The following is a 26381-nucleotide window of genomic DNA, read 5'->3' on the forward strand; positions in this document are numbered from 1 at the left end:
GCGACGCCGCCGGAGGACGAGACAGGAGCAGGACATGGCAACGGTCACCTACGACCACGCGACCCGGGTCTACGACGGCGCCGAGCGGCCCGCGGTCGACGCGCTGGACCTCACGGTCGAGGACGGCGAGTTCCTGGTCCTCGTCGGCCCCTCCGGCTGCGGCAAGTCCACGTCGCTGCGGATGCTCGCCGGCCTCGAGGACGTCACCGACGGCCGGATCCTCATCGGTGACCGCGACGTCACCGACGTGGCGCCGAAGGACCGCGACATCGCGATGGTCTTCCAGAACTACGCGCTGTACCCGCACATGACGGTGGCCGACAACATGGGCTTCGCGCTGAAGATCGCGGGGATGCGGAAGTCCGAGATCGCCGAGCGGGTGACCGAGGCGGCGAAGCTGCTGGACCTGGAGGACTACCTCGACCGCAAGCCCAAGGCGCTCTCCGGTGGCCAGCGCCAGCGGGTGGCGATGGGTCGGGCGATCGTCCGCCAGCCGCAGGTGTTCCTCATGGACGAGCCGCTGTCCAACCTCGACGCCAAGCTCCGGGTGCAGACCCGCACCCAGATCGCCCAGCTGCAGCGCCGGCTGGGCATCACCACCGTCTACGTCACCCACGACCAGGTCGAGGCCATGACGATGGGCGACCGGGTCGCCGTGCTCAAGGACGGTCTGCTCATGCAGGTGGGCAGGCCGCGCGAGCTCTACGACCGGCCGGTCAACGCCTTCGTCGCCGGGTTCATCGGCTCGCCGGCCATGAACCTCTTCACGCTCCCGCAGGTCGAGGGCGGTGTCCGGTTCGGCGACGACGTCTTCCCGGTGCCCCGCGACGTGCTGGGCCAGGCGTCGGACCCCACCGTTCAGGTCGGCGTCCGGCCCGAGGACCTGGAGATCGCCGACCGGGGTCTGGCCGTCGAGGTCGACGTCGTGGAGGAGCTCGGCGCCGACGCCTACGTGTACGGCCGCACAGCCTTCGACGGCACGGACCACGTCATCACCGCCCGCGTCGACGGTCGCCGCCCACCGCAGCGGGGCGAGGTCATCCACGTGCTGCCGCGCCAGGGGCACGTGCACCTGTTCGACGTCACGAGCGGCCGGCGGCTGGGCGACTGACCCGCAGGGCGGAGGCCGGTGGCGCACGCTCCCTAGACTCGTCCGAGGCACCCGGCGATCCGGCGTGCCTGGGGCGAACGAGGAGAGTGCATGGCCGTCCGAGCCATCCGGGGCGCGACGCAGGTCGAGGCGGACGATCGGGAGCAGGTGCTCGAGGCCACCCGTGAGCTGGTCGCGACGGTCATGGACCGCAACGGGCTGGGCTCCGAGGACCTGATCAGCATCCTGTTCACGGCCACGCCCGACCTGGTCTCGGAGTTCCCCGCGCTGGCCGCGCGGGAGCTCGGCCTGGGTGACGTGCCCCTGATGTGCGCCACGGAGATCGCGGTGCCGCACGCCCTGCCCCGGGTGCTCCGCCTCATGGCGCACGCCGACACTCCCCGGGCCCGGGCCGACATCCAGCACGTCTACCTGCGGGGCGCGGTCGCGCTCCGCCGCGACATCGCGCAGTGAGCGAGCATCGCCCCACCGGGGCGGAGAGAGCAGTGAGTGAGCAGATGACCTTCCGTGGCCAGGTGACCCTCGACGGACCGTCGGGCACCGGCAAGTCCAGCGTGGCGCGCGGCGTCGCTGCCCACCTGGGCGCCGCCTACCTCGACACCGGGGCGATGTACCGGGCGGCCACCGTCGCGGTGCTCGACGCCGGCGTCGACCCCGCCGACGCCGACGCCGTGGCCCGCACCGTGGCCGCGGCCCGCATCGAGGTCGGCACCGACGCCGCCACCGAGCTGGTGCAGGTCGACGGCGTGGACGTCGCCGCCCGCATCCGGGGCGTCGAGGTCACCCGCGCGGTGTCGGCCGTCTCGGCCGTGCCCGCGGTGCGGCGGCAGCTGGTCGACCAGCAGCGCGCGCTGGTCGCCTCTGCCGGCCCGGTGGTGGTCGAGGGGCGCGACATCGGCACCGTCGTGCTGCCCGACGCCACGCTCAAGGTCTACCTGACGGCGAGCCCGGAGGCGCGTGCGCAGCGGCGCGCCGGCCAGCTCGGCATCACCGCGCCGGACGAGGTCGCGGTGCTCGCCGCCGACCTGCGCCGCCGGGACGAGTTCGACAGCAGCCGGGAGGACAGCCCGCTGCGCCCGGCCGCCGACGCCGTCGTCGTCGACAGCACCGACCTGGACCAGCAGGGCGTCGTGGACCGCGTGGTCGAGCTGGCCACCTCCACGGTCGCCGCCGGGGAGCGGGCGTGACCGAGGAGAGCACCGGCCCGCTGCCGGTGGTCGCGATCGTCGGCCGCCCCAACGTCGGCAAGTCGACGCTGGTCAACCGGTTCCTGGGCCGGCGGGCAGCCGTCGTCCAGGACACCCCGGGCGTGACCCGTGACCGGATCGCCTACGAGGCGCTGTGGAACGGCAAGCGGTTCACCGTCGTGGACACCGGTGGGTGGGACCCCAAGGCCACCGGCATCGGCGCGTCGATCACCCGCCAGGCGGAGCACGCCATGAAGACCGCCGACGTCATCGTCTTCGTCGTCGACAGCCAGGTCGGGGCCACCGACACCGACCTGGCGGCCGCGCGGGTGCTGCGGCGCAGCGACCGCCCGGTGATCCTGGTGGCCAACAAGGTGGACGACGAGCGCAGCGAGGCCAACGCCGCCGAGCTGTGGAGCCTCGGCATCGGGGAGCCGCAGCCGGTCAGCGCGCTGCACGGCCGCTCCAGCGGCGACCTGCTCGACCTGGTGCTCGAGGCGATGCCGGAGGCGCCCCGCGAGCAGCTCGAGGAGGGCGGCCCGCGCCGGGTGGCGCTCGTCGGGCGGCCGAACGTCGGCAAGTCCAGCCTGATCAACCGGCTGGCCAAGGAGGAGCGCTCGGTCGTCGACTCCGTCGCCGGCACCACGGTCGACCCGGTCGACTCGATCGTCAGCCTGGGCGGTGAGGAGTGGCGGTTCGTCGACACCGCCGGCCTGCGCCGCAAGGTCAACACCGCCAGCGGCATGGAGTACTACGCCAGCCTGCGCACCGAGGCCGCCATCCAGGCCGCCGAGGTCTGCGTCGTCCTGCTGGCCGCCGACGAGGTCATCAGCGAGCAGGACCAGCGGGTCATCACCCAGGTCGTGGAGGCCGGGCGCGCGCTGGTCCTGGCCTTCAACAAGTGGGACACCCTCGACGAGGACCGGCACGCCCAGCTCGAGCGGGAGATCGACCGCGACCTCGCGCACGTGAAGTGGGCGACGCGCGTGAACATCTCCGCGTCCACCGGCCGGGGCGTGGGCAAGCTGGCCGACCACCTGCGCGCCGCGATCGCCTCGTGGGAGACCCGCGTGCCGACGGCGGAGCTCAACACGTTCGTCCGCGCCCTGGTGCAGGAGACGCCGCCGCCGGCCCGTGGCGGGCGCGCCCCGAAGATCAAGTACGTGACGCAGGCCGACATCCGGCCGCCGCGGTTCGTCGTCTTCTCCACCGGCTTCCTGGAGGCCGGCTACCGCCGGTTCCTGCAGCGCAAGCTGCGCGAGCAGTGGGGCTTCCAGGGCACGCCGATCGAGATCTCGGTGAAGGTCCGCGAGGGCCGGGACAAGGACGCCAAGCGCGGCTGACCACCGTCGAGGGCGGCTCCGGACGTGCGGTAATCTTCCGGGGCGGTCGTCGCGCAGCCCGGGTTCCGGGCAGGCGGGCGGCACGCGGGCTGTAGCGCAGCTTGGTAGCGCACTTGACTGGGGGTCAAGGGGTCGCAGGTTCAAATCCTGTCAGCCCGACAGTGGACGCGCAGGGGCCGTTCCGGAGAGATCCGGAACGGCCCCTGCCTGCTCACCCGGGGCCTGGTCCCCCCACATGGTGGTGACCGGCAGCCATGGATGACGGAAGACATCGCGGACCCCTCTCGCGGGCGGCGCAGTCCCCGAGCTTCCTCGGGACCAGGGATCGGAGTCCGCGCACCCTCGGGGACCGGGCGCAGGAACGCCTCGCGCCGTCCGTGCATCGGGCCGGTGGAACCGCCTCCGGGTGCATCGGTCGAGAATCAGGTCGCCGGCAAGGCGGTCGGCGTCTTCTGTGAGCGGAGGTGGATCGTGGACACCCGGCTGCTGCGGTACTTCCTCGCCGTCGTCGACGCCGGCAGCGTGCATCGGGCGGCCGAGCAGCTCTACGTCGCCCAGCCGTCGGTCAGCCAGGCGCTGCGGGCCCTGGAGCGGGACCTCGGCAGCCTGCTGTTCCACCGCACCGGACGGCGTCTGGTGCTCACCGCTGCCGGACGGGCACTGATCGGTCCTGCCCGTGAGGTGATGCGCGGACTGGACCTGGCCCGGACGACCGTGGCGGCCGTCGACGGGTTGCTGGGTGGGGAGCTGGTCGTCGCGACGATGCCCTCGCAGTCGGTCAGCCCGCTCACCGGCATGATCGCCGCCTTCGCCGCCAGGCATCCGTTGGTGCAGCTCACCGTCCGCGGCGGGCGGACGCCCACCGATGTGCAGGCGATGCTCGCCACCGGCGACGCCGAACTCGGGTTGGTGGCCACCGATCTGTCCGCGCCGGCGTCACCGGAACTGATGTGTCTGGATCTGGAGACCCAGCGCTTCGCCCTCCTGGCGAAGGACGAAGCGGCCCTGCCCGCCGGGGACCCCGTGCACCCGGCCGATCTCGCCGGCCACGCGCTCATCGTCGGCCAGCGAGGGACCGGAATGCGCCGCGTGGCTGACTCGATCCGCCTGCAGGCCCCGGACATCCGGTTCGCGGTCGAGGTGGAGCACCGCGAGGCGGTGTTGCCGCTGGTGCTGACAGGCGTCGGGGTCGCCATCGTCCCCGACTCGTGGGAGTCGCTCGCCCGGTCGGCCGGTGCTGCCGTCCGCGCGCTGGACTGCCCCGATGTCCTGCAGGTGTCGCTGGTGTACCGGTCGGGTCGGCTCAGCCCGGCCGCCGCGGCCTTCCTGGAGTCGGCGCAGGCGGTGGAGACCCCGTCCGTCTGATAGGCGGGGCCTGTCGAAGGGCGAGGATCTAGGTCTTGGACCCGCGGAGCGCAGTCCGGTCCACTGGTGGCATGACGCCTGCGATGAAGATCCTGTCAGTGCACGAAGGGATCGTCCCGATCAGCTCCTCGATCCGCAACGCCTGGATCGACTTCAGCTCGATGGACTGCTCGATCCTGGCGATCGTCAGCGACGTGGTGCGCGACGGCAAGCCGGTGGTCGGCTACGGCTTCAACTCCAACGGCCGCTACAGCGCCGGTGAGATCCTGCGCCGCCGCATCCTCCCGCGCCTGCTCGACGCCGATCCGTCCGCGCTGCTGGACGAGGCCGGTGAGCTGGACCCCACCCGGGCGTGGGACCTGATGATGCGCAACGAGAAGCCCGGTGGCCATGGCGAGCGTTCCGTCGCGGTGGGCGTGGTGGACATGGCGCTGTTCGACCTGGCCGCCAAGCTCGCCGAGCAGCCGCTGTACCGGTACCTGTCGGACCGGTACGGCGACGGGCAGCCCGACGACTCGGTCTTCGTGTACGCCGCCGGCGGCTACTACGTCCCCGGCAAGGGCCTGCGCGAGCTGCAGGACGAGATGCGGGGGTTTCTCGACCAGGGCTACCGCGTCGTGAAGATGAAGATCGGCGGCGCTGACCTGTCGGAGGACCTCGAGCGCATCGAGGCCGTCCTCGACGTCCTCGACGGCGACGGCTCGCGGCTGGCAGTCGACGTCAACGGCCGCTTCGACCTGGACACCGCCCTGGAGTACGGCCGTGCGATCGAGCCCTACGGGCTCTTCTGGTACGAGGAGGTCGGCGACCCGCTGGACTACCGGCTCAACGCGACTCTGGCCGAGCACTACCGCGGCCCGATCGCGACCGGGGAGAACCTGTTCTCCCTCCAGGACGCCCGCAACCTCATCCGCTACGGCGGGATGCGCGCGGACCGCGACTACCTGCAGTTCGACCCCGCCCTCGGCTACGGGCTCACGGAGTACTTGCGGATCCAGCAGATGCTCGCGCAGCACGGCTGGTCCTCGCGCCGGTGCATCCCGCACGGCGGGCACCAGTTCTCCCTGCACATCGCCGCGGCCCTGAAGCTCGGCGGCAACGAGTCCTACCCCGGGGAGTTCCAGCCCACCGGCGGCTTCGCCGACGATGCCGTGGTGCGCGACAGCCGGGTCGGGCTCACCGAGATGCCGGGTATCGGCTTCGAGGGCAAGCGGGCCTTCTTCGACGTGCTCCGCAGGCTCCACGAGTGACCGGGTCCTGTCCGCGGGCGCTGCCACGCCTCGCCCGGCGGGGAGCGCCCGTGGACAGGGCAGTGCTGTCAGCGCGACGGAGAGGAACCGCAGATCAGGGCTTGACGGCCAGGACCGGGCGGTCGGCGTCGAGCAGGATGCGCTGCGCGCTGCTGCCCATCAGCAGCTTGCCCACGGGTGACCGCTTGCGCATGCCGATGACGATCACCGACGCGTCGACCTCCCGCGCCACGCGGAGCACCTCGTCGGCCGCGTCGCCGGTGTGGGCGGTCTGCCGGAGGTCCAGGGGGACCCCGTCGGCCGCGGCACGCTCGGTCATGCGTCGCACGGCCTCGTCGGGGGCGACGTCGACGCTGACCGGCGCACCACCGCGGGGCGAGTTGAGGACGACCAGCGGCTCGGCGCGGCGGCTGGCCTCCTGGAGGGCCGCGGTGAAGGCGGCGTCGCCCTCCGGCGTGGGCACGTAGCCGACGAGGACGGTCATACCAGCTCCTTGGTGTCGCTCGGGTGCTCGGCGGGACGCCGGCGGGGGAGTGCCTTGCCGATCAACGGGAGGAAGGCGACCAGCAGGAACGCCACCAGCAGGGTTCCCGAGATCGGCCGGCCGAAGAAGCCGAGGGCATCGCCGTCGAAGATCAGCAGCGACCGGCGGAGCGAGTCCTCGAGCAGAGTGCCGAGGACGAAGGCCAGCAGCAGCGGGCCCGGGTCGAAGCCGACCTTCTTCATCAGGTAACCGAGCACGCCGAAGACGATGACCAGCAGGATGTCGAACGTGCTGTTGTTGACGGTGTAGACGCCGATCAGCGTGATGAGGACGGTGATCGGGGCGAGGATCGCCGGCCGTACCCGGAGGATCTTCACGAACAGCCCGACGAGCGGGATGCTCATGATCAGCAACAGGATGTTGCCGATGTACATCGAGTTGACGACACCCCAGAAGAGCTCCGGCTCGTCGGTGACCAGTCGTGGCCCCGGCGGGACGCCCGCGATCAGCAGGGCGCCGAAGATCACGGCCATGGTGGCGTTGGCCGGGATGCCGAGCGTGAGCAGCGGGATGAAGGACGACGTCGCGGCGGCGTTGTTGGCCGTCTCCGGGCCGGCCACGCCCTCGACCGCGCCCTTGCCGAACCGCTCCGGCGTCTTCGACCGCTTCTTCTCCACCGCGTAGGCGGCGAGCGAGGACAGGGTCGCGCCGCCGCCGGGCAGGATGCCGAGGACGAATCCGAGGACCGAGCCGCGTCCGATGGCGCCGGAGGACTGCCGCAGGTCCCTGCGCGACGGCCAGACGTTGGCCACCTTCGCCGGCGCCTGGACCGAGGTGTGCCGCTCCTCGAGGTTGTAGAGGATCTCGCCGAGGCCGAAGAGGCCCATCGCGATGGGCACGAAGTCCAGGCCGTCGGCCAGGTTCAGGTTGCCGAAGGTGAAGCGCTCACCACCGGTGAAGGCGTCCCGGCCGACCGTGGCGAGCAGCAGGCCGATGCAGGCGGCGACGATCGCCTTGAGCCGGCTGCCACTGCTCACCGTCGCCACCAGCAGGATGCCGAGCAGCGCGAGCGCGGTGTACTCCGGAGGCCCGAAGTCGAGGGCGAAGCTGGCGACGACCGGGGCGAGGAAGGACAGCGCGACGATCGAGATCGTGCCGCCGATGAACGAGCCGATCGCCGCGATCCCGAGTGCGGTGCCCGCCTTGCCCTGGCGGGCGAGGGCGTGGCCGTCGAACACCGTGACCACCGACGAGGCCTCGCCGGGCAGCTTGAGCAGGACCGAGGTGATGGTGCCGCCGTACTGGGCGCCGTAGAAGATGCCGGCCAGCATGATGACCGAGGTCACCGGTTCCAGGCCGATGGTGATCGGCAGCAGGATCGCGATCGTGGCGGCGGGGCCGAGGCCCGGCAGCACGCCGACGAGCATGCCGACGACGACGCCGATCAGGCAGTACAGCAGGTTGGTCGGTTCCAGGACGACGGTGAAGCCGTTCAGCACCGGGGCGAGGTCCACGCAGACGCTCCTCTTAGAACAGGTGCGGGATGGGGACCGAGAGGGCCGCCACGAAGATGAGGTAGAAGGCCACCACCACGCCGATGCTGGTGATGACCGAGGTGCGCCAGCCCTCGCCGCCGAGGAAGCGCAGCCAGACGAAGGCGAGCAGTGCCGCGGGGATCTCGAAGCCGATGACCTCGATGACGGCGACGAAGACGACCATCGTGCCCAGCCCGGCCAGGACCAGCCAGGAGGAGCGGGAGAACCGCTCGGTGTCCGACGTGCCGCGGGCGCTGGCCGCCAGCGCGAGACCCAGGACGACGATCGCGAGGCTCAGGATCATCGGCCAGGTGCCGGAGCCGGGATTGCCCGCGCTACCGGCTCCGAGCGACAGGGAGCCGACCAGCGCGGCGGCGCCGAGAGCCACGACCAGGCCGGCGACGACCAGGTTCGTGGTCGTGCCTGCCGGCGGTGGGCGGTGCTCCGCGTCGTGCTCGAGCTGGTGGACGGCGTCCTCGAGGTCGTGCAACGACGACGGCGTCCGGTCGACGTCCTCCACCGTGCGGGCCGGTGGCACGGGTCCGGGGTCCCCTTGGGGGGTGGCCCCGGCGGCCGTGCGGCCGCCGGGGCTCCCCGGGGTGTGCGCCCCGTCGTGGGCGGAGGTCATGAGCACTCCTCGTTGGAGCTCGGCGCACTCATGACTCGAGTGCTGCGGTGCGGGGGTTGCCTGGTGTCTCCGGCGACTACTCGCCGCCGAGGTCGATGCTGTACTCCTCGACGACTGCGCGGTACTTCTCCAGGTTCTCGGTCCAGTTCTCCCGGATCTCCTCACCGTCGAGCTCGTTCGGCGTGAGCAGGTTGTCCTCGTTGAACTGCTGGTAGCCCTCGTCCTCGAAGGCGGTCTGGAAGGCGTCGCGCAGGGTCTGCATGACGTCGTCCGGCACGCCCTTGGGGGCGAAGACGGCGCGCGACTGCTGGACCGGCACGTCGTACCCGGCCTCGACGGCGGTCGGGGTGTCGGGGAGGTAGCTCGGGCGCTCCTCCGCGAACGTGACGATCGGGGTGAGCTCGCCGGCCCCGATCTGCTCGATGGCCTCGCCGAGCTGGATGGAACCGACGTCGACCTGGCCACCGAGCACGGCGGTCAGCGTGGGCGAGCCGCCGTCGAAGGGCACGGCGGTCGCGTCGATGTCGGCCTGGGCGAAGAGCAGTTCCTGGGAGAGCTGGCTGCCGGTGCCCACACCGGTCGTGCCGAAGGTGATGGGGCGGCCGGCGGCAGCGAGGTCCTCGACCGTGCTGAAGCCCGAGTCCGGCGCGGTGACGAGCACGTAGTCGTCGAGCGAGAGACCCGTGACGATGTCGAAGTCGGCGATGTCGGGCGCATCCTCGCTGGCGAGCGGGGTGATGTAGGCGAGGCTGCCGTTGTAGACCATCAGCGTGTGGCCGTCGGGCTCCTCGCCGGCCAGCTCCTGGGCCGCCAGCGCGCCGTTCGCGCCCGGCTTGTTCTCGACGGTGACGGCGACCCCGAGCTCGTCGGAGAGGATCTCGGCGGCGGCACGGGCGATCAGGTCGGTGCTCCCGCCCGGGTCCTGACCCACGAACATGGTGATCGGGTCGCCCCCGGGGAACTCCTCGCCCTCGGCGTCCGACCCGCCGCCCCCGACGTTGCCGCCACACGCGGCGAGCGAGACGGCCAGAGCGAGTCCGGCACCGGTCGCCGCCCAGCGGCGCGCACGGTGGTTGGTGGTCATGTCGATCTCCTCTACGTGCAGCTTCTCAGCTGTGTGCGGACGGTCGTGCCGCTGTGAGTGGGGTCACTCACCGGGGACGCAGCGGAGCGTATGGAGCGCACTGGATGCGTGTCCAAGATCAATGAGGCATGGGTTGATACCTTGCGTGCATGGCGTTCACGTTGGAGCAGCTGCGCGGTTTCCTGGCCGTCGCCGAGGAGCTGCACTTCGGGCGAGCGGCCGAGCGGCTGAAGATGACGCAGCCCCCGCTCAGCCGCCAGATCCAGAAGCTCGAGCGGGTCGTCGGCGCCCAATTGCTCGAGCGGGACAACCGCAGGGTGGCGCTCACCGCCGCCGGCGAGGTGTTCCTGGCCGAGGCGCGGAGGCTCCTGTCGCTGGCCGACAGTGCTCCCGAGCTCGCCCGCCGGGTGTCGTCCGGATCCCGCGGCGTGGTGCGGATCGGCTTCACCGCCGCCTCCACCTACGGCACGCTCGGCCGGCTGCTCGACCAGGTGGACCGGGGCCTGCCGGACATCGGTCTCGACCTGCAGGAGATGGTCACCCGCGAGCAGGTCGCCGCGCTGCTCGCCGAGGAGGTGGACCTCGGTCTGGCGCGTCCGCCCTTCGACGCCGACACGTTCGGGTCGCGGCTCCTGCAGCGCGAGGCGCTGCTCGTCGCCGTCCCCGTGGGGCACCGGCTCCTGGACCTGGGGCGCGACGTGGTGGCCGACGACCTGGCCGCCGAGCCGGTCGTCATGCACTCGCCCACCCGCGCGCGGTACTTCTACGACCTGGTCGTCAGCATGGTGCCGTCGGCCTCGGGGAACGCCGTGCACACCGTCAGCCAGGTGCTCACGATGCTCTGGCTCGTCGCCGCCGGGCGCGGGATCGCCTTCGTGCCGGCCTCGGCGGCGCGCCTGCCCATCGAGGGGATCGGGTTCACCCGGCTCGAGACGCCGGTGCCCGATCCGGTGGAGCTGCACCTGCTCTGGGTGCGGGAGTCCCGCAACCCGGCGCTGTGGCGGGTGCTCGAGCTGCTGGAGCGGACCGAGGCGCCCACCGGCGGCTGACGATGCCTGAAGGGCATCGAACGATGCGAAACAACTCTTGGACACGCATCGTGGGCGCTTCCTACGGTGACGCCGACCACCGCTCGTGCCCGCCGACGTCCTGTCGTGGCACCGCGCGGACCCGTCGGAACCCCGAGGACCTGATCCCGTGACGCTGCTGCCCCCCGACGCTCTCGCCGACCGGCTGAAGTCCGGCCTGCTGTCCTTCCCGGTGACCCACTTCGACGCCGACCTGCGCGTGGACGAGGCCCGGTACCGGGAGCACCTGGCCTGGCAGTCGAGCTTCGACGTGGCCGGGCTCTTCGCGGCCGGCGGCACGGGCGAGGGGTTCTCGCTGACCTCGGCGGAGATCGACCGCGTGCTGCGCATCGCCGTCGAGGAGTCGGGCGACCGGGTACCCGTCCTGGCCCCGGCGACCGGGAGCACCGCCCAGGCGGTCGCCCAGGCGCAGGCCGCCGAGGAGGCCGGCGCCTCCGGGATCCTGCTCTTCCCGCCGTACCTGACCGAGGCCAGCCAGGCCGGCCTCGTCGAGCACATCGGCGCCGTGTGCCGGGCGACCGATCTCGGCGTCATCGTCTACAGCCGCGCCAACGCCGTGCTCACCGACAGCACCGTCGCCGAGGTGGCCGACCGCAACCCCACGCTCATCGGGCTGAAGGACGGCGTCGGCGACATCGAGCAGATGACGCGGACCTACGCCAAGGTCGGCGACCGCTTGATCTACGTCGGGGGCCTGCCCACCGCCGAGACGTTCGCCCTCCCGCTGCTCCAGCTCGGCGTGAGCACCTACTCCTCGGCTCTGTACAACTTCCTGCCCGAGTTCGCGCTGCGCTTCTACGCCGCGGTGCGGGCGCAGGACCGGACGGCGGTCTACGCGATGCTCAACGACTTCGTGATCCCCTACATCGACATCCGCGACCGCACCAAGGGCTACGCGGTGTCCATCGTCAAGGCCGGGCTCACCGCCGTCGGCCGCGACGGGGGCCGGGTGCGCCCGCCGCTGACCGACCTCACCGAGACCGAGCTGGCGGAGCTGACGACCCTGGTCTCCAGGGTCTCCTGAGCCCGGCCGACGAGGAGGAGCAGCGATGAGCGACCGAACGCCCACCGTGATCGCCGTCGAGGTCGTGCCCGTAGCCGGGCACGACAGCATGCTGCTGAACCTCAGCGGCGCCCACGGACCCTTCTTCACCCGCAACATCGCGATCGTCACCGACTCCGAGGGCCGCACGGGCCTCGGGGAGGTGCCGGGCGGGGAGGCGATCCGCCGCACGATCACCGACGCCGGGCACCTGCTGGTGGGCCGGTCGGTCGCCGAGTACGGCAGCCTGCTGCGCGAGGTCGCGACGACCTTCGCCGACCGGGACGCCGGCGGGCGCGGCCTGCAGACCTTCGACCTGCGCACGACCATCCACGCCGTCACCGCCCTGGAGTCGGCGCTGCTGGACCTGCTGGGCCAGCACCTCGGCGTGCCGGTGGCGGAGCTGCTGGGTGAGGGGCAGCAGCGCGACAGCGTCCCCATGCTGGGCTACCTCTTCTACGTCGGGGACCGCACCTCCACCGACCTGCCCTACCTGCGGGAGACCGACCCGGCCGACGACTGGGAGCGGCTGCGGCGCGAGGAGGCGATGACGCCGGAGGCGGTCGTCGCCCTGGCCGAGGCGGCGCAGGCGCGGTACGGGTTCTCCGACTTCAAGCTGAAGGGCGGGGTGCTGCCGGGGGAGCAGGAGGTCGAGGCCGTCCGGGCCCTGGCCCGCCGGTTCCCCGACGCGCGGATCACCCTGGACCCCAACGGCGGGTGGCTGCTGGCCGATGCCGTGCGGCTGTGCCGGGACCTGGCGGGCGTCCTGGCCTACGCCGAGGACCCGGTGGGCGCCGAGGGCGGCTTCTCCGGCCGCGAGGTGATGGCCGAGTTCAAGCGCGCCACCGGGCTGCCCACCGCGACGAACATGATCGCCACCGACTGGCGGCAGATGGCGCACGCGGTGCGGACGAACGCCGTCGACATCCCGCTGGCCGACCCGCACTTCTGGACCATGCGCGGTTCGGTACGCGTCGCCCAGCTGTGCTCGGACTTCGGCCTCACCTGGGGCTCGCACTCCAACAACCACTTCGACATCTCGCTGGCGATGTTCACCCAGGTGGGCGCCGCGGCGCCCGGGGAGATCACGGCGCTGGACACCCACTGGATCTGGCAGGACGGCCAGCCGCTCACGAAGGAGCCGCTGCAGATCCGCGACGGCGCCATCGCCGTGCCGACCACGCCGGGCCTGGGGGTGGAGCTCGACCGGGACGCTCTCGACGAGGCCCACCGGCTCTACCTCGAGCAGGGCTTGAGTGCGCGCGACGACGCCGTCGCCATGCAGTACCTCGTCCCCGGCTGGGAGTTCGACCCCAAGCGCCCCTGCCTCGTCCGCTGATCCATCCCCACCCACAGCCTGGAGCGCCCCGTGACCGCTGTCCCCTCGGTCGTCCGCACCGACAGCCCCGCCGTCGTCGACCGGATCGAGTCGGTGACGCTGTCGTCGGTCGTCCTGCCGCTGGCGAACGCGATCAGCGACGCCAAGGTCTTCACCGGCCGGCAGCGGCCCATGACCGAGGTGGTCTTCCTGTTCGCGGAGATCCGCACCGAGGCCGGTCTCGAGGGTGTCGGCTTCGGCTACTCCAAGCGCGCCGGCGGGCCGGCCCAGTTCGCGCACGCCCGGGAGGTCGCGCCGGACCTCATCGGCGAGGACCCGAGCGACATCGCCCGGCTGTGGACCAAGCTGGTCTGGGCCGGTGCCTCGGTCGGTCGCAGCGGGGCCTCCACCCAGGCCATCGCCGCCATCGACATCGCCCTCTGGGACCTCAAGGCCAAGCGCGCCGGGCTGCCCCTGGCCAAGCTGCTGGGCGCCCACGGGGACTCAGTACGCTGCTACAACACCTCGGGCGGCTTCCTGCACGAGTCGATCGAGCAGGTCAAGGACAACGCCACCCGCACGCTCGCCGAGGGCATCGGCGGCATCAAGATCAAGGTGGGCCTGCCGGACTCGGCCGAGGACCTGCGCCGCGTGCGCGCGGTGCGCGAGCACATCGGCGACGCCGTCCCGCTCATGGTCGACGCCAACCAGCAGTGGGACCGGCCCACCGCGATGCGGGTCAGCCGCGCGCTGGAGGAGTTCGACCTCACCTGGATCGAGGAGCCGCTGGACGCCTACGACGCGGAGGGCCACGCCCAGCTCGCGCGGACGCTCGACACCGCCGTCGCCACCGGTGAGATGCTGACCAGCGTCCCCGAGCACTACGAACTCATCCGGCAGGGATCGGTCGACATCATCCAGCCCGACGCCCCCCGGATCGGGGGGATCACCCAGTTCCTCAAGCTGGCGGCGCTCGCCGAGCACAGCAACCTCCAGCTGGCGCCGCACTTCGCCATGGAGATCCACCTGCACCTCGCCGCGGCCTATCCGCACGGCACCTGGGTGGAGCACTTCGACTGGCTGCACCCCCTGTTCCACGAGCGGCTGGAGATCCGGGACGGCCGCATGCACCTCTCCGACCGTCCCGGGCTCGGCGTGACGCTCACCGACCAGGCCCGTGCCTGGACCGTGGACACCGTCCGCATCGACGCCCCGCACTGACCGCCGTCCGCACCACCCCGAGGAGCACCCGATGACCGCATCTCCCGCCACCGGCGTCGTCAGCATCGATCCGCGCACCGGGGAGGAGGTCGAGGTCGTCGCCCCCGAGACGACCCCCGACGAGGTCGACCGCCTGTGCGCCGCAGCCCTGGCCGCCTTCCCGGCGCTCGACGCGATGGGCCGTGCCGGCCGGGCCGCCCTGCTCGTCGCGCTCGCCGACGCGCTCGAGGCGCGCCGGGAGGACGTCGTCGCAGTGGCCGACCGGGAGACCGGCCTGGGCGCCACCCGGCTGAACGGCGAGCTCACCCGGACCTGCTACCAGCTGCGGCTGTTCGGTGAGGTCCTCCAGGAGGGCAGCTACCTCGAGGCGACGATCGACCACCCCGGCGACACCCCGATGGGCCCGCGGCCGGACCTGCGCCGCATGCTCGTGCCGATCGGTCCGGTCGCCGTCTTCGGCGCCAGCAACTTCCCGCTCGCCTTCTCGGTGCCGGGCGGCGACACCGCCTCGGCGCTGGCCGCCGGCTGCCCGGTGGTCGTCAAGGCGCACCACTCCCACCCCGCGACCTCGCAGCTGGTGTTCGACGTGCTGGCCGGGGCGGCGTCCGCCACGGGAGCGCCGGAGGGCACGCTGGGCATCGTCCACGGCCTGCAGGCCGGCGCGCAGCTGGTGGCGCACCCGGCGATCCGGGCGGTGGGCTTCACCGGATCGGTGAACGGCGGCCGGGCCCTGCTCGAGATCATCGAGCGCCGTCCGGACCCGGTGCCGTTCTTCGGCGAGCTCTCCAGCCTCAACCCGTTGGTCGTCACCCCGCGGGCGGCCGCCGAGCGCGGCGAGCAGGTCGGCCGCGAGCTGGTCGCCTCCTTCACCCTCGGCGCGGGGCAGTTCTGCACCAAGCCGGGGCTGGCCTTCGTGCCCGAGGGCGCCGAGGGCGACGCGGTCGTCGCCGCGATGGCCGAGGCCGTGCGCGGCAGCGCGCCCCAGGTCCTGCTCAACGCCGGCATCGCCGACTCCTACCGGCGGATCTCCGCCTCGCTCGCCGGCCTGCCGGGTGTCGGGACCGTCGCCTCCGGCGACGAGGCGGACGGGCCGGGCTTCCTGGCCACCCCGCTGCTGCTGGAGACCACCGCCGCGGACCTGCCGCACGAGGTGACCGAGGAGTGCTTCGGCCCGGTCTCGGTCGTCGCCCGCTACGACGGCGAGAAGTCGCTGTTCTCGGCGCTGGGCGCGATGCCGTCGTCGCTGACCGCCACCGTGCTGCGCGGGCAGGGCGAGACGGAGCTGCCGCTGGCCATCTCCCAGGAGCTGCGCACCCGCGCAGGCCGGCTGGTCTACGACGCCTACCCGACGGGCGTCGCGGTCTCCTGGGCCCAGCACCACGGGGGGCCGTGGCCGTCCACCAACTCCCAGCACACCTCGGTCGGCACCAGTGCCATCCGCCGGTTCCTCCGTCCGGTCACGTGGCAGGGCGCACCGCAGGAGGTGCTGCCCGAGGAGCTGACCGACGGCTACCAGGGCATCCCTCGGCGGATCGACGGGAAGCTGCAGCTGCCCCGTGAGTGAACGGATCGCCCTCGTCAGCTCCGAGCGGGGGCTCCGGGTCGACCCCGACCTGCCGCTCGCGAGCTCGGCGATGCGGCAGGCCGGGCTCGCCGTCGACCTCGTCCGCTGGGACGACGCCGCCGTGGACTGGGCCGGCTACGACCTGGCCGTCGTCCGGTCCTGCTGGGACTACGCCTGGCGGCTGGAGGAGTTCCTCGGCTGGGCGGCGTCCGTGGACCGGCTGCGCAACGACGTGGCGCTGCTGCGGTGGAACACCGACAAGACCTACCTGCGCGATCTCGAGCGGGCCGGTCTCCCGGTGGTGCCGACGGTGTGGAACCCGGTGCGTGCCGATGAGCTGCCGGACGCGGGGGAGTGGGTCGTGAAGCCGTCGGTCTCGGCCGGCTCGCGGGACACCGCCCGGTGGCCGGACCGGGCGGCGACGCTGGCGCACGTCGCCGAGCTGACCGACCGGGGGCGCACCGCCATGGTGCAGCCGTACCTGGACAGCGTCGACGACGCCGGTGAGACCGCGATGCTGTTCCTCGGCGGCAGCTTCTCCCACGCGGTCCGCAAGGGCCCGCTGCTCAGGCGCGGCGAAGGGGTCCGGCAGGACCGCGACAGCCGCGGCGACCTGCGCAGGGTGGACCCCACGGCCGGCCAGCGCGAGGTCGCCGAGGCGGTGTTCGCGGCGGTCGGCGGGCTCGTGCCCGGGGCCCGGTCCCCGCTCTACGCGCGGATCGACCTGGTGGACGGCGCCCACGGCCGCCCGGTCGTCCTCGAGCTGGAGCTCACCGAACCGAGCCTCTTCCTCCCGCAGGCTCCCGAGGGGGCGTCGGCGCTGGTCCGCGCCGTGGAGGCGGAACTGTCCCGGTGAGCGGGGTGCTGGGCGGCTTCGCGGCCCTGGGCGCGGTGATCGCGGTCGGCTGGGTGGTGGGCCGCACCGGGGTGCTCGGGGCTGGCGCCCCCACCATCTTGTCCCGCCTGTCGTTCTTCGTGGCGACCCCGGCCCTGCTGTTCCTCACCCTCGGAGAGGCCGACACCCACGCCGTCCTGTCGGCCGGCCTCGTCGGCACGGCGGGCAGCGCCGTGGTGACCGCGCTGCTGTTCGCCGGCCTGGCCCGGTGGCGCTGGCGCCTGCCGGCCGCCCAGCTCACGACCGGAGCGCTGTCCTCGGCCTACGTGAACGCGGGGAACCTCGGCATCCCGGTGTCGGTGTACATCCTCGGCGACGCGGCCTACGTGGCGCCGGTGCTGCTCTTCCAGGTGCTGGTGATGGCGCCGGTCGGGCTGGCCGTGCTCGCCGGCTCCCGTGCCGGCGGTGGCGCCCCGTCCTGGCGGACGCTGCTGCTGCAGCCGCTCAGGACCCCGGTGGTGATCGGGTGCGCGCTGGGTCTGCTGCTGGCCGCCAGCGGGCTGGAGCTGCCCGACCAGGTGCTCGAACCGATCCGGCTGATCGCCGCGCTCGCGGTGCCGGCCGCGCTCGTGGCCTACGGCATGACCCTGCACGGCGCTCCGCGGCCGGCCGCCGGCGCGCTGGCCGGACAGGTGTGGCTGGCCGTCGTCCTGAAGAACCTCGTCATGCCGGCGATCGCCTACGCGCTGGGTCGCTGGGGGGCCGGGCTCGACGGCGTCGAGCTGCTCGCCGTCACCGTCACCTCGGCGCTGCCCACCGCGCAGAACGTCTTCGTCTACGCGGCGACCTACGACCGGGGCACGCTGCTGGCCCGGGACGTGATCCTGCTGAGCACGGTGCTGTCGGTCCCCGTGCTCGTCGGCGTCGCCCTGCTGCTCGGATGAGAGGAAGAGAACCGTGACCGGGATCCCGGTGGAGGACCACGACGTCGTCCTGCTCGGCGGCGGCATCATGAGCGCCACGTTGGGCACGCTCCTGGGGGAGCTCGAGCCGGGCTGGCGGATCGCCGTCGTCGAGCGGCTGGAGGAGGCCGGGCTGGAGAGCTCCAGCGCCTGGAACAACGCCGGCACCGGGCACGCCGGCCTCTGCGAGTTCAACTACACGCCCCGGCGGGGAGACGGTTCCGTCGATGCCGCCCCTGCGGTCGAGATCGGGGAGCAGTTCGCCACGTCGCTGGTCTTCTGGGCGGACCTCGTCGAGCGGGGGGTCCTCGGGGCGCCCGGGGACTTCGTCCGCCCCGTGCCGCACCTCGGCTTCGGCCGTGGGGCGGCTGGGGTGGGCTACCTCCGCGCCCGCTGGGCGGCCCTGCGGGACCACCCGCTCTTCGCCGACCTGGAGTTCAGCGACGACCCCGACGTCCTGGCGGGCTGGGCGCCCCTGATGTTCGGCGGCCGGCGGCCCGGGGGCGAGCCGGTCGCGCTCACCCGCTCACGGCATGGCACCGACGTCGACTTCGGAGTCCTGGCCCGCCGGCTCCTGGCGGGCCTGCAGCGCGCGGGCGCGGTCGTGCGGACCGGGCACGACGTGAGCTCCCTGCACCGGGACGGCGGCGCGTGGCTCGTGGACGTGCGCGACCGGCGCACCGGGGCGCGGCGGCGGCTGCGGGCGCGGTACGTCTTCGTCGGGGCCGGCGGGGGCACGCTGCCGCTGCTGCAGCGTGCCCGGGTGCCCGAGGTCCGGCGGTACGGTGCCTTCCCGATCAGCGGCCAGTTCCTGCGCACGTCGCGGCCGGACCTCGTCGCCGCCCACCACGCCAAGGTCTACGGCCACGCCGCCCCCGGGGCGCCGCCGATCTCCGTGCCGCACCTGGACCACCGGACCGTGGAGGGACGGGAGTACCTGCTCTTCGGTCCGTTCGCCGCCTTCTCGCCGCGCTTCCTGCGTGCCGGGCGGCTCACCGACCTGCCGCGATCCGTGCGGCGCACGAACCTGCCCGTGCTGGCGGCCTCGGCCCGGGACAACCGCGCGCTCATGGCGTACCTGGTGCGGCAGATCGCCCAGCCGCAGCGGGCGCGGCTGGCCGCCCTCGCCGGGTTCGTCCCCGACGTGCGGGCCGAGGACTGGGAGCTGGTGACGGCGGGTCAGCGCGTGCAGGTGCTCAAGATGGCCGGCGGCCGAGGGGCGATGGTGGGGTTCGGCACCGAGATCGTCACCTCCGCCGGCGGCACGCTGGCCGCGCTGCTGGGTGCCTCCCCGGGCGCCTCGACGGCGGTGTCGGCGATGGTCGACGTCCTCGCCGCGAGCTTCCCGCACCGGATGGCGGAGTGGAGCCCGCGGCTGCGGGAGCTCGCACCCGCCGCGCACCCCTCCCGCGCGGACCCGGACGAACTGCCGGCACGCGTTGCGGCGGCCCGGCGGGTGCTCCGTCTCGACCCATCCGGCCCCGCCACTCCCGAGGAGCCCGCATGAGCGCCGTCGCCGACGTCCCGTCCCTGCTCCGTGACGCAGTGGGGGAGGCCGGCCTGATCACCGACCCGGCCGACATGGGCCGGTACCTCACCGACTGGCGCAACGCCTACTCCGGCCGGGCGGCGGCCGTCGTGCGGCCGGGGACGACCGAGGAGGTCGCCGCCGTCGTCCGCACCTGCCGGGACGCCGGTGTCGCGGTCGTGCCCCAGGGCGGCAACACCGGGTTGTGCGGTGGCTCGATGCCTGACGACTCCGGCCGGCAGGTGGTGCTGTCCCTGGACCGCATGCGCCGCGTCCGGGGGATCGACCCGGTGAACCAGACCGTGACGGTGGAGGCCGGCGTCGTGCTGCAGGCGGTGCAGGAGGCCGCCGCTGCGGAGGGCTGTCTCTTCCCCCTCTCGCTGGGCTCGGAGGGCAGCTGCACGGTCGGCGGCAACCTCGCGACCAACGCCGGCGGCACGGGGGTCCTGCGGTACGGGAACATGCGCGATCTCACGCTCGGGCTGGAGGTCGTGCTGCCCGACGGGCGCATCTGGAACGGTCTGCGCGGACTGCGCAAGGACAACACCGGCTACGACCTCAAGCACCTGTTCATCGGGGCGGAGGGCACCCTCGGCGTCATCACCGCCGCGGTGCTGAAGCTGTTCCCGGCCGTGCGCAGCCGGGCGACCGCGTGGGTGGCGCTCCCGTCGCCGCAGGCCGCGGTCGACCTCATCGGGATCGTGCGCGCGCTGTGCGGCGACCGGCTGACCGGGTTCGAGATCATGTCGCGGCAGAGCGTCGACTTCGTGCTCGCGCACCGGGCCGGCGTCCGCGACCCTCTCGACGCCGTCCATCCGTGGTACGTCCTCGTGGAGCTCGGCGACACGCTGCCCGACGCCGGGCTGGGCGGGCTCCTCGAGGCGGCGCTGGAGGAGGCGTTCGAGCGGGACGTCGCCGCGGACGCGGTCGTGGCGTCCGGCTCGGCCCAGGTCGCGGAGCTGTGGGGACTGCGCGAGGGCATCTCGGAGGCGCAGAACTTCGAGGGACCGAGCCTGAAGCACGACGTGACGGTGCCGGTGAGCAGCATCCCCGCGTTCGTCGAGCAGACCGATCGGGCACTCCAGAAGGCCGTGCCGGGGATCCGGATCGTCACCTACGGGCACATCGGCGACGGCAACCTGCACTACAACCTCAGCAAGCCGGCGGGCAGCGACGACGACGACTTCCGTGCGGTGGCGGAGGAGCTGGCGCGGGTGGTCTACGACTCGACGAGCAGCTTCGACGGGAGCATCAGCGCCGAGCACGGCCTCGGGCAGAGCAAGCGCGACGTCATCGCCGACTACAAGGACGCGTACGAGCTCGAGCTGATGCGAGGACTCAAGCAGCTCTTCGATCCGGACGGGCTGATGAACCCGGGCAAGGTGCTCCCTCGCGAGGACGGCGTCGCCCGAGCCGAGCGGTAGCAGCCGGAGACCGAGGGGGCGGCTCGCTGCGGTGCTGGGGACCGCCGGCCGGCCGGACGCGCGTGAGCCGTTATCCCCAACATCTCCACGAGTCGGACCGGACGGGCACCTGCCGGCGACGAGGGAAGGGACCGGTCAGCCGGCGGCGAGGCGGGTGCACTCGGGGCAGGGGTCGGCCGACCTGGTGCCCCGAGGGCCGTCCCACCTCCCCTGGACGACGCCGACCGACGCCCCGCAGATCGCCGCCCACGGCGCGGGCAGGTCGGCCGTCGAGCGCAGGACGGCGTGCGCCTGCCCGGTGTTCTGGTCGCGGCCGGCCGCGTGGTCGGAGCTCATGGCCACCAGCATGCGACGCGGGCGTGCCGCGGGGACGACGGGGTAGCGCAGCGGCATGGCGCAGCGAGCGGACACCACGACCGACCGGCCACGGCTGCCCTCGCGGGCGACCGGGCTGCTCTACGGGCTCGGCTTCGGCGGCTTCGTCGACGGCATCGTGCTGCACCAGATCCTGCAGTGGCACCACATGCTCAGCTCGGTCGAGGGGCGGGAGCCGACGACCCTGGCCGGGCTGGAGATCAACACCGTCGCCGACGGCTTCTTCCACCTCGCCACCTGGGTGCTGGCCTTCGCCGGCACCGTCACCGCGCTCGTCGCCTGGCGGCAGGGCCGCATCGCGCCCAGCTGGAGCTTCCACTTCGGTCTGGTGCTCGCCGGCTGGGGGATCTTCGACCTCGTCGAGGGGCTCATCGACCACCAGCTGCTCGGCGTGCACCACGTGCGGGACGACCTGGGCGCGCCGCTGAGCTGGGACCTGGGCTTCCTCGCCCTCGGGGTGCTGCTGATCGTCGGCGGCTGGCTGCTGCACCGCCGGGGCGTGGCGCGTCTGGCCGGGAGGGCCGCCGCGCGGGAGCGGTGAGGCACGGTGCGTGCACCGGGCCGCCGGGTCTTGTCGCGCGCCCCGTCCACGCGGCAGGCTGTGACGCAGGACACACCACCGCCTCGGGAGGCACCGTGGACGCATCCGCCGAGAGCGCCGACGTCGCTCCGTCCCCACCTCGTCGACCGCCGGCCCCGGCGCCGGCCGGTCAGGGCTGAGCGGCCATGGGCAGGGACCTCCCCCCGGCCCCGGCGCCACGGCCGGCCGAGCGCGTGCGCAACGTCGCCCTGGTCGGCCACTCCGGAGCGGGGAAGACCACGCTCGCCGAAGCCCTGCTGTCCGCCACCGGCGCCGTGCCGCGTGCGGGCCGGGTCGAGGACGGCACCACGTGCCTGGACAGCGAGGAGATCGAGGTCCGCCAGCAGCGGTCGGTCTCGCTCGGCGTGGCCACCGTCGAGCACGCGGGGCACCGCATCACCGCGCTGGACACCCCGGGCTCGTTGGACTTCGTGGGGGAGCTGCGGGCGGGCCTGCGGGCCGCCGACAGCGCGCTGTTCGTCGTCTCCGCCGTCAACGGCATGGACGCCGCCACCCAGGCGCTGTGGCAGGAGTGCGCCGCCGTCGGCATGCCGCGCGCCGTCGTGCTCACCCAGATCGACCGGCCGCGGGCCGACGTCGACGAGGCGGTGCGGCTCGCCCAGCTGATGCTGGGGGAGGGGGTCTATCCGATGCACCTGGTCGACCGCGGGCCCGACGGCGCCGCCCGGGGCCTGATCTCCCTGCTGGAACCGCCGGGGGAGAACGGGGGTGCCCCGGACGCCGACCGGCTCCGCGCCGAGCTGATCGAGGGAATCATCGGCGAGAGCGAGGACGAGACGCTGATGGAGCGCTACCTCGCCGGCGATGCACTCGCCGTGCCCGACCTCGTCGCCGACCTGGAGACGGCCGTCGCGCGGGGCCACTTCCACCCGGTGCTGTGCGTGTCCGCGCTCACCGGCGTCGGCATCCCCGAGCTGCTCGACCTGCTGGTCTCGGCATTTCCCTGCCCTATGGAGCACGGCTGCCCACCGGTCACCCGGCCGGACGGCTCACCCGCCCCGTCGCTGTCCTGCGACCCCGACGGGCCGCTGGTGGCCGAGGTGGTGCGGACGACGACGGACCCCTACGTCGGCCGGGTCTCCCTGGTCCGCGTCTTCTCCGGGACCCTGCGACCCGACGTCGCCGTGCACGTGTCCGGCCACGGGCTGGCCGAGCGGGGCCATCCCGACCACGACGCCGACGAGCGGGTCGGCGTCCTGTCGGCGCCCCTGGGCTCTGCGCTGCGACCGGTGGGCCACTGCCCGGCGGGGGACATCTGCGCCGTGGCCCGGCTGACCACCGCCGAGACCGGCGACACGCTCAGCGAGCCGGGGGACCCCTGGCTCGTGCCGGCCTGGGAGCTGCCGGTGCCGCAGCTGCCGGTCGCGGTGGAGGCGGCCACCCATGCCGACGAGGACCGGATGGCCACCGCGCTGTCCCGGCTCGTGGCCGAGGACCCCACCGTCCGCCTCGAGCGCCGCCCGGAGACCGGGCAGCTGCTGCTGTGGTGCGTCGGGGAGGGGCACGCGGAGGTGCTGCTGGACCGGCTGCGGACCCGCCACGGGGTGGGCGTCACGACGGTCCCGGTGCGGGTGCCCCTGGTGGAGACGCTGTGCGGTCCGGCCCGGGTGACCGGTCGGCACGTCAAGCAGTCCGGTGGGCACGGGCAGTACGCCGTGGTGGTCGTGGAGGGGGAGCCGGGGCCGCCGGGCTCGGGCGTCGTCTTCGACCAGCGGATCGTGGGCGGCACCGTCCCGTCCCAGTACCACGCGAGCGTGGAGAAGGGGCTCCGCGCCCAGGCCGAGCGGGGGGTGCACGGCGACCGGGCCATCGTCGACGTCCGGGTGACGCTGGTCGACGGCAAGGCGCACTCGGTGGACTCCTCCGACGCCGCCTTCCAGGCCGCCGGGGCGCTGGCGCTCCGCGAGCTGGTCGCGGCCGTCGGCACCCGGGTCCTGGAGCCGTGGTGCGAGGTGGAGGTCCGGGTCCCCGCCGAGTACGTGGGTGCGGTGATGGGTGACCTGTCCTCGCGGCGGGCCCGGGTGACCGGGAGCGAGGCCGATCCCGACCGCGACCGCGTCACGGTGCGCGCCGAGGTGCCGGAGGTCGAGCTGCTGAGCTACCCCGGCGCGCTGCGCTCGGTCAGCCACGGCACCGGCGGCTTCGACCGGCGGCCGCTGGGTTACGAGCCCGCTCCGTCGACGCTCGCCGTCCCCGCGTAACCCGCCGCGGGCGGGGACCCGCCGCGCGCGTGCGAGCGGTCCGGGGCCGGGTGGCCTCCTGCAGGGACCCGCCGCGAGCCTGCGAGTGGTGGGGGGCAGGAGGTCCTTCCACTAGCCTCGGGCACGGTGGTGCAGGGGCTGGAGGGATCGTGACGTCGTCGAACGGGCCGTCGGCGTCCCCGGCCGTGCCGCGGGACGGCGTAGGCGCCCCGCGGGTCGGGGACCGCGAGGACCTGCCCGACCGGATCTGGACCGTCCCGAACGCGCTGTCGGTCCTGCGGCTGCTCGGCGTGCCGCTGTTCCTGTGGCTGCTGCTCGGGCCCGAGGAGGACCTCTGGGCGATGGTCGTCCTGATGGCCGCGGGGATCTCCGACTGGGCCGACGGCAAGATCGCCCGCTGGCTGGACCAGGGCAGCCGGCTGGGCGCGCTGCTGGACCCGGCGGCCGACCGGCTCTACATCGTCTGCACGCTGGTGGCGTTGGCCCTGCGCGACTTCGTCCCGGTGTGGCTCGTGGCCCTGCTGGTCGGCCGGGAACTCGTCCTGGGCGTGATGCTGCTGGTGCTGCGCGCCTACGGCTACCCGCCGCTGCAGGTGCACTACCTGGGCAAGGCGGCCACGTTCCTGCTGCTGTACGCCTTCCCGGGCCTGCTGCTGGCCGACGGCGACGGCCTGCTGGCCACGATCGCCGAGCCCTTCGCCTGGGCGTTCACCATCTGGGGGACGGTTCTGTACCTGCTGGCCGGTGCCTTCTACGTCATCCAGGTGATCGGCATCGTCGCCGGGGAGCGGGCCGCCCGGTCCGGGAACCGCTCGTGACCGCCGGCCGTCCGGCCGGCGGCATCCGATCGCTGGGCGCCTCCCTGCTCGACGACGTGCTCGCCGAGACGCTCGACCCCGCCTACGCGCAAGCCGCGGAGGCACGGGCCGCCCGTGGTGAGCAGCAGCCCCCGCCGCGGTGGCGCGGGCAGGCCCTGGTGGCCCTGACCATGGCGGTGGCCGGCGTGCTCGTCGCCGTCACCTACGACCAGGCCGCGGCCAAGGCGCAGGGCCGCCAGGAGATCCGCGAGGCCCTGGTGAGCGACATCCAGGAGGAGTCCGCCCTCAGCGACGAGCTGGCCGCCCAGCTGGAGGAGCTCCGCGTCGAGGTGAGCCGGACCAGCGACGACCTGCTGGCCGCGACCGCGGTGGGCCAGCGGGCGCTGGACGCGCTCGCGCGCGCCGAGCAGGGCACCGGCGCCGTCCCCGTCACCGGACCGGGCCTGCTGGTCACGCTCGCCAACGCCGAGGCCGAGGCCGACGACGACCCCGTGGGCGGCGGGACCGCCGCGACCGATCCTCGCGGCCGGGTCCAGGACGGCGACCTGCAGCGGGTCGTCAACGCGCTCTGGGCCGTCGGCGCCGAGGCCATCAGCATCAACGGGCAGCGGCTGGGCCCGACCAGCGCGATCCGGTTCGCCGGGGAAGCGGTGCTCGTGGACTTCCGGCCGGTGACCAACCCCTACGTGGTCGCCGCGATCGGGGACCCCGACGCGCTCGCCTCGGCCTTCCTGCTCAACCCCCAGGTCCAGGCCCTGGCCGAGGACTCGCTCAACTTCGGCCTCCGCTTCGAGTTCGCCAAGGAGGACGAGCTGTCCCTTCCCGCCGCCGGCTCACCGGAGCTGCGATCCGCCGAACCGCTGGATACCCGCCGGGTGCCCGGCGCCGACCCCACCCCCGGAGGCTGACCCCGTGATCCCGATCCTCGGACTCGCGGCGGGAGTCCTCCTCGGGCTGGTCTTCGACCCCACGGTCCCGTTGTGGCTGCAGCCCTACCTGCCGATCGCCGTGGTCGCGGCGCTCGATGCCGTCTTCGGGGGCTTCCGGGCGCGCCTGGACGGCATCTTCGACGCCAAGGTCTTCGTGATCTCGTTCGTCTCGAACGTCGTGGTGGCGGCGCTGATCGTCTTCCTGGGCGACCAGCTCGGGGTGGGCGCCCAGCTGTCCACGGCGGTGGTCGTGGTGCTGGGCATCCGCATCTTCGGCAACGCCGCGGCCATCCGGCGGCACGTCTTCCGCGCATGACCGGGCCGCAGACCCCCGCGGTCCCCGACCCGGCGGTCCCCGACCCGGCGGTCCCCGACCCGGCGGTCCCCGACCCGGAGCCCCCCGAGCCGGCGGTGCCCCCGCCGGGGGCGCCGCCGGAGCCGGCCCGGCCCGCGGCGACGGACCCGGCCGAGCCGGCGGTCGCACCGGG

The 26381-nt window shown here is 73.4% G+C and carries 25 protein-coding genes and 1 tRNA gene; 21 read left to right on the top strand and 5 right to left on the bottom strand.

Annotated features, from left to right (window positions below; translation table 11 throughout):
- Nucleotides 1-34 precede the first annotated feature (34 nt).
- From C5507_RS16510 to C5507_RS16540, 7 genes are all read left to right on the top strand, one after another.
- Nucleotides 35-1111 (top strand): ABC transporter ATP-binding protein, encoded by a 1077-nt coding sequence (locus C5507_RS16510; protein WP_104529608.1) that lies wholly within the window; start codon nt 35-37, stop codon nt 1109-1111.
- Between the two features lie 90 nt (nt 1112-1201).
- On the top strand, nt 1202-1564 hold the full coding sequence (gene aroH / locus C5507_RS16515) for a chorismate mutase (RefSeq protein ID WP_104529609.1): 363 nt from the start codon (nt 1202-1204) through the stop codon (nt 1562-1564).
- Nucleotides 1565-1596: 32 nt separating this feature from the next.
- Complete coding sequence (gene cmk / locus C5507_RS16520; RefSeq protein ID WP_242611017.1) at nt 1597-2298, top strand: (d)CMP kinase; 702 nt, start codon at nt 1597-1599, stop codon at nt 2296-2298.
- Nucleotides 2295-3641, top strand: a complete 1347-nt coding sequence (gene der, locus C5507_RS16525; protein WP_104529610.1) for a ribosome biogenesis GTPase Der — start codon at nt 2295-2297, stop codon at nt 3639-3641. The genes cmk and der overlap by 4 nt, the downstream gene beginning before the upstream one ends.
- A gap of 85 nt (nt 3642-3726) precedes the next feature.
- Nucleotides 3727-3800: transfer RNA gene (locus C5507_RS16530), tRNA-Pro, on the top strand.
- A gap of 312 nt (nt 3801-4112) precedes the next feature.
- On the top strand, nt 4113-5006 hold the full coding sequence (locus tag C5507_RS16535) for a LysR family transcriptional regulator (protein WP_104529632.1): 894 nt from the start codon (nt 4113-4115) through the stop codon (nt 5004-5006).
- A gap of 83 nt (nt 5007-5089) precedes the next feature.
- Entirely contained in the window at nt 5090-6256 is a 1167-nt protein-coding gene (locus C5507_RS16540) for a mandelate racemase/muconate lactonizing enzyme family protein (RefSeq protein ID WP_104529611.1), read from the top strand.
- Nucleotides 6257-6350: 94 nt separating this feature from the next.
- Here C5507_RS16540 and C5507_RS16545 read toward each other — a convergent pair whose 3' ends face one another.
- The 4 genes from C5507_RS16545 to C5507_RS16560 form a co-directional block, all read right to left on the bottom strand.
- Nucleotides 6351-6740: a universal stress protein gene (locus tag C5507_RS16545; RefSeq protein WP_104529612.1), complete on the bottom strand. Its 390-nt coding sequence runs from the start codon at nt 6738-6740 to the stop codon at nt 6351-6353.
- Entirely contained in the window at nt 6737-8254 is a 1518-nt protein-coding gene (locus tag C5507_RS16550) for a tripartite tricarboxylate transporter permease (RefSeq protein WP_104529613.1), read from the bottom strand. The genes C5507_RS16545 and C5507_RS16550 overlap by 4 nt, the downstream gene beginning before the upstream one ends.
- A gap of 13 nt (nt 8255-8267) precedes the next feature.
- Nucleotides 8268-8903, bottom strand: coding sequence for a tripartite tricarboxylate transporter TctB family protein (locus tag C5507_RS16555; RefSeq protein WP_104529614.1), 636 nt, complete (start codon nt 8901-8903; stop codon nt 8268-8270).
- A gap of 76 nt (nt 8904-8979) precedes the next feature.
- Nucleotides 8980-9987, bottom strand: a complete 1008-nt coding sequence (locus C5507_RS16560; protein WP_104529615.1) for a tripartite tricarboxylate transporter substrate binding protein — start codon at nt 9985-9987, stop codon at nt 8980-8982.
- Between the two features lie 149 nt (nt 9988-10136).
- Between C5507_RS16560 and C5507_RS16565 the strand changes: the two genes are divergently transcribed.
- The 9 genes from C5507_RS16565 to C5507_RS16605 all read left to right on the top strand — a co-directional run bounded on the left by C5507_RS16565 (nt 10137) and on the right by C5507_RS16605 (nt 20969).
- Nucleotides 10137-11036 carry a LysR substrate-binding domain-containing protein gene (locus C5507_RS16565; RefSeq protein WP_104529616.1) on the top strand — a complete coding sequence of 300 codons (900 nt, stop codon included), beginning with the start codon at nt 10137-10139 and terminating at the stop codon, nt 11034-11036.
- Nucleotides 11037-11184: 148 nt separating this feature from the next.
- Nucleotides 11185-12099: a 5-dehydro-4-deoxyglucarate dehydratase gene (kdgD, locus tag C5507_RS16570; protein WP_104529617.1), complete on the top strand. Its 915-nt coding sequence runs from the start codon at nt 11185-11187 to the stop codon at nt 12097-12099.
- 25 nt (nt 12100-12124) lie between these two features.
- A complete protein-coding gene (locus tag C5507_RS16575; RefSeq protein ID WP_104529618.1) occupies nt 12125-13456 on the top strand; it encodes an enolase C-terminal domain-like protein in 1332 nt (443 codons plus the stop codon).
- Between the two features lie 30 nt (nt 13457-13486).
- Nucleotides 13487-14656 (top strand): L-talarate/galactarate dehydratase, encoded by a 1170-nt coding sequence (locus tag C5507_RS16580; RefSeq protein ID WP_242611018.1) that lies wholly within the window; start codon nt 13487-13489, stop codon nt 14654-14656.
- Between the two features lie 31 nt (nt 14657-14687).
- Nucleotides 14688-16220, top strand: a complete 1533-nt coding sequence (locus tag C5507_RS16585) for an aldehyde dehydrogenase (NADP(+)) (protein WP_104529620.1) — start codon at nt 14688-14690, stop codon at nt 16218-16220.
- On the top strand, nt 16213-17076 hold the full coding sequence (locus C5507_RS16590; protein ID WP_104529621.1) for an ATP-grasp domain-containing protein: 864 nt from the start codon (nt 16213-16215) through the stop codon (nt 17074-17076). Before C5507_RS16585 ends, C5507_RS16590 begins: the two co-directional genes overlap by 8 nt.
- Nucleotides 17073-17999 carry an AEC family transporter gene (locus C5507_RS16595; RefSeq protein ID WP_104529622.1) on the top strand — a complete coding sequence of 309 codons (927 nt, stop codon included), beginning with the start codon at nt 17073-17075 and terminating at the stop codon, nt 17997-17999. The genes C5507_RS16590 and C5507_RS16595 overlap by 4 nt, the downstream gene beginning before the upstream one ends.
- Before the next feature lie 13 nt (nt 18000-18012).
- Complete coding sequence (gene mqo / locus C5507_RS16600) at nt 18013-19524, top strand: malate dehydrogenase (quinone) (RefSeq protein ID WP_207225694.1); 1512 nt, start codon at nt 18013-18015, stop codon at nt 19522-19524.
- The gene (locus C5507_RS16605; RefSeq protein WP_104529623.1) at nt 19521-20969 is read left to right on the top strand and encodes an FAD-binding oxidoreductase; all 1449 of its coding nucleotides are present in this window, start codon (nt 19521-19523) and stop codon (nt 20967-20969) included. Before mqo ends, C5507_RS16605 begins: the two co-directional genes overlap by 4 nt.
- 135 nt (nt 20970-21104) lie before the next feature.
- Here C5507_RS16605 and C5507_RS16610 read toward each other — a convergent pair whose 3' ends face one another.
- The gene (locus tag C5507_RS16610) at nt 21105-21305 is read right to left on the bottom strand and encodes a hypothetical protein (RefSeq protein ID WP_104529634.1); all 201 of its coding nucleotides are present in this window, start codon (nt 21303-21305) and stop codon (nt 21105-21107) included.
- Between the two features lie 55 nt (nt 21306-21360).
- Between C5507_RS16610 and C5507_RS16615 the strand changes: the two genes are divergently transcribed.
- From C5507_RS16615 to C5507_RS16635, 5 genes are all read left to right on the top strand, one after another.
- On the top strand, nt 21361-21885 hold the full coding sequence (locus tag C5507_RS16615; RefSeq protein WP_104529624.1) for a DUF2243 domain-containing protein: 525 nt from the start codon (nt 21361-21363) through the stop codon (nt 21883-21885).
- A 185-nt stretch (nt 21886-22070) separates the two neighbouring features.
- Nucleotides 22071-24146 (top strand): elongation factor G-like protein EF-G2, encoded by a 2076-nt coding sequence (locus tag C5507_RS16620; RefSeq protein WP_104529625.1) that lies wholly within the window; start codon nt 22071-22073, stop codon nt 24144-24146.
- Nucleotides 24147-24295: 149 nt separating this feature from the next.
- Complete coding sequence (clsA, locus tag C5507_RS16625) at nt 24296-24964, top strand: cardiolipin synthase ClsA (protein ID WP_104529626.1); 669 nt, start codon at nt 24296-24298, stop codon at nt 24962-24964.
- Entirely contained in the window at nt 24961-25872 is a 912-nt protein-coding gene (locus tag C5507_RS16630; RefSeq protein ID WP_242611019.1) for a DUF881 domain-containing protein, read from the top strand. Before clsA ends, C5507_RS16630 begins: the two co-directional genes overlap by 4 nt.
- A gap of 4 nt (nt 25873-25876) precedes the next feature.
- Nucleotides 25877-26209, top strand: a complete 333-nt coding sequence (locus C5507_RS16635) for a small basic family protein (protein ID WP_091932660.1) — start codon at nt 25877-25879, stop codon at nt 26207-26209.
- The last annotated feature ends 172 nt before the right edge of the window (nt 26210-26381 follow it).

This window comes from Blastococcus saxobsidens (assembly GCF_002938435.1).
Lineage (GTDB): Bacteria > Actinomycetota > Actinomycetes > Mycobacteriales > Geodermatophilaceae > Blastococcus > Blastococcus saxobsidens.